Source organism: Achromobacter maghribensis (assembly GCF_057334215.1).
Window position 1 is genome coordinate 680,056 of record NZ_JBHFII010000061.1, and the last position, 2,403, is coordinate 682,458.

General features: G+C 63.0%; 4 protein-coding genes. 2 read left to right on the top strand and 2 right to left on the bottom strand.

The annotated features are described in order from the left end of the window. Positions 1–467: N-acetyltransferase (locus ACE039_RS29205; protein ID WP_485824079.1), on the top strand; the 467-nt coding region annotated here is incomplete at its 5' end. Positions 468–689: 222 nt separating this feature from the next. Further along, positions 690–962, top strand: coding sequence for a hypothetical protein (locus ACE039_RS29210; protein WP_448711568.1), 273 nt, complete (start codon positions 690–692; stop codon positions 960–962). Here the strand turns inward: ACE039_RS29210 and ACE039_RS29215 are convergent. Both ACE039_RS29215 and ACE039_RS29220 read right to left on the bottom strand, forming a co-directional pair. Further along, on the bottom strand, positions 959–1,723 hold the full coding sequence (locus ACE039_RS29215; RefSeq protein ID WP_448711566.1) for a DUF1828 domain-containing protein: 765 nt from the start codon (positions 1,721–1,723) through the stop codon (positions 959–961). The two genes, ACE039_RS29210 and ACE039_RS29215, sit on opposite strands and share 4 nt — an antisense overlap. Beyond that, positions 1,720–2,256 carry a hypothetical protein gene (locus tag ACE039_RS29220; protein WP_485824080.1) on the bottom strand — a complete coding sequence of 179 codons (537 nt, stop codon included), beginning with the start codon at positions 2,254–2,256 and terminating at the stop codon, positions 1,720–1,722. Before ACE039_RS29220 ends, ACE039_RS29215 begins: the two co-directional genes overlap by 4 nt. Between the last annotated feature and the right edge of the window lie 147 nt (positions 2,257–2,403).

Here is a 2,403-nt window from a genome sequence, read left to right on the forward strand (position 1 = left end):
ACGCCGACGGCGAGTACTACGTGTATGTGATGGATCTGCGGCGGGACCGGGTAGCGGGCTACACGGTGTTCAACCGGCTCATCGAAGTGGGCAGGCGGGCCGACCCGTACGTGCGCGCCCCGCATTCGAAATACGCCGCGCCCTATCAAGGCATGGGGCTGGCGACGGCGGTATACCGCTGGGGGCTGGACGCGGGCCTGTGCATCATGAGCGGCGCCCGCCAATCCACCGGGGCGCACCGGCTATGGATCGGGTTGGCTCGGCACTACGAGCTGGGCTATGTGGACCTGCGGCGCAAGCAGTTGCGCTACCTGGGACCCACCGTGCCGCCCCGTGTGCAGGAAGATCTGCACACCCGGATGATTCTGTTGGGGCGGGGCTGGACCTTGGCCGATTACCGGCGGGCAACGGGCATGACGGCGTCCGAAGATGCACTTTCGCAACACGACCTAGGGAAATCCCCGTAATCCGGCAGCAGGGTGGGGCTCCGGCGTGTGCCCCGCTACGCCGCAGGCCGCATCGGCCTTACCGATGCGGCGGATTGCTCGCCGGGATTCTTGTCTGTTGAGAACCGGGGACGCACTTATTGTGGTGCAACAATGTTTCTAGTCTCTGCCCGCGTTACAAAACATATCAGAACTGTCATGAACAGGCGCGGTATGCTCGATTGAAGAAAGAGGGCATCCGAAGTGCATCAGAACAACTTGATCTACAAGGGATACCGGCTGACAGCCAAGGTCTCCCGGGGCGAGGACGCTGAAGTTCCGGCGCTACCCAGCGGCCCCGTATTCGTCGCATCGGTAATGGTGGTTCAGGCAGGCGCCGTGCTGGAAGGCGGCGACGAATACCCGGTCCCCCGATTTGCCGAGGGCGGTTTCGTCTTCAGTCCGCGAGAAGCCGTGCACGCGGCCATATTGCATGGCCGCGAGATCGTCGACGGCCTGACGAACATGCCGTCCTAGCCGGAAAAGACGTCCCGCCAGTCGCGTGTTTTGGCCAGCGTCTGCACGGTCGCGGATTGCTCGAGGATGGTTACGGCCTTTTTGAATTCTTCTGCCGACGCGCCGTCCTCCAGGATGACCATGCGCGAATTGCGCGCGTCCGCCATCTTCACATCCGACATCTTGCCGTGGGTCTGGTAGACCTGCGTCCAATCCATTTTCTTGCCGGCTTTGAGCGCGATCGGTTCGATATACGTCAGCGCCGTGCTGCCGGCCGCGCGAACCGCGAACGCGAAGTCCGCGGTATGGCCGCTGCTGCCCTTGGCGCGCGCGCCTTTGACCATGCGATTCGCGCCCACGCCTTCGGCCAGCGCGCGCCCGACCTGGGCGCGGAACCGCAGTTGGCTGAATCGGGGCATCCACTTGGCGCACTGAAACGACAAGGCCATGGCCAGTTTCACGGCGTCCCACAGGGCTTCTTGCAACTGTTCATTGGGGCCCGAGGCGACGATGGCGCCGTCGCGGTCGAAATGCGCCAGGCTGACGCCGGGGGTTTCGTTCAGCAGGTCGATGCGCTTGGCCCCGACCTCGATGCCGTAGCTGGACGCGTGCATCGAGGTCTCACAGGCGTCGGTCAGATAGAACGACGTGTCGTCAGGGTGCGCGATGAAGAAGGCGGCGTGTTGGCCGTCCAGCCCCAGCGTCATGGGGGACACCGCGCGTATGGCGTGTTCACCGGCCGGCAGGACGGTCCAGCCGGAGGCTTCCAGAAAAGTGCTCATAGGATCAATTCGATTTGGCGGCCTTTGAGGGGATGCGCAAATCCGCCGGCAAGGGTCAGGTTCGCCCGCGGCAGGAAGTACTGCATCAGCGCGCCGATAGTGTGCAGGGCGGGCACGACGGGTTCGGCATAGCCTTCGCCTTCGTCCACCCAGATATGTTCGTGGCTGCGGTCTGCAAGCGGCTTGCGGTACTGCGGCCGGCCCACGCCGACCAGGCTGGTGTGGAAGGATTCATCCGTGTCCACGCCAAATACCCGATGCGGGCCGACAAAAAGACTGGCGCTGAATGCTTCCGTCAGGAAGATCGTGGCTTGGCCATGCACGGCGGTGCGCGCGCCGCGGTAGATCACCCGGAAAATCACGTCGTCCCGCGCGTCGCCCTTGACCTTGCACGCGCTGGCGAACTCGATCCATTGGATGTTGTTGGCGGCGGGCTTCGGGATCCACGAAATCGGCTTTACGGTTTCCTTGGGTTCGGCAAGGATCTCCTGCACCTCATCAACGGTGATTAACGGTTCGAACTTGTTGGCCATGGAACGGATTTAGGGGTCTTGGAATTTGCGCTGCGAATGCGCTGCGCCGCTCGCGACAGGGCGCAGGGAACTCATGCGCGCAAACAGTGCGAGGGGGCGTAATCTTACAAGATGAAGACGGCCTCGGCCCCTTAGCTGTATATCCAT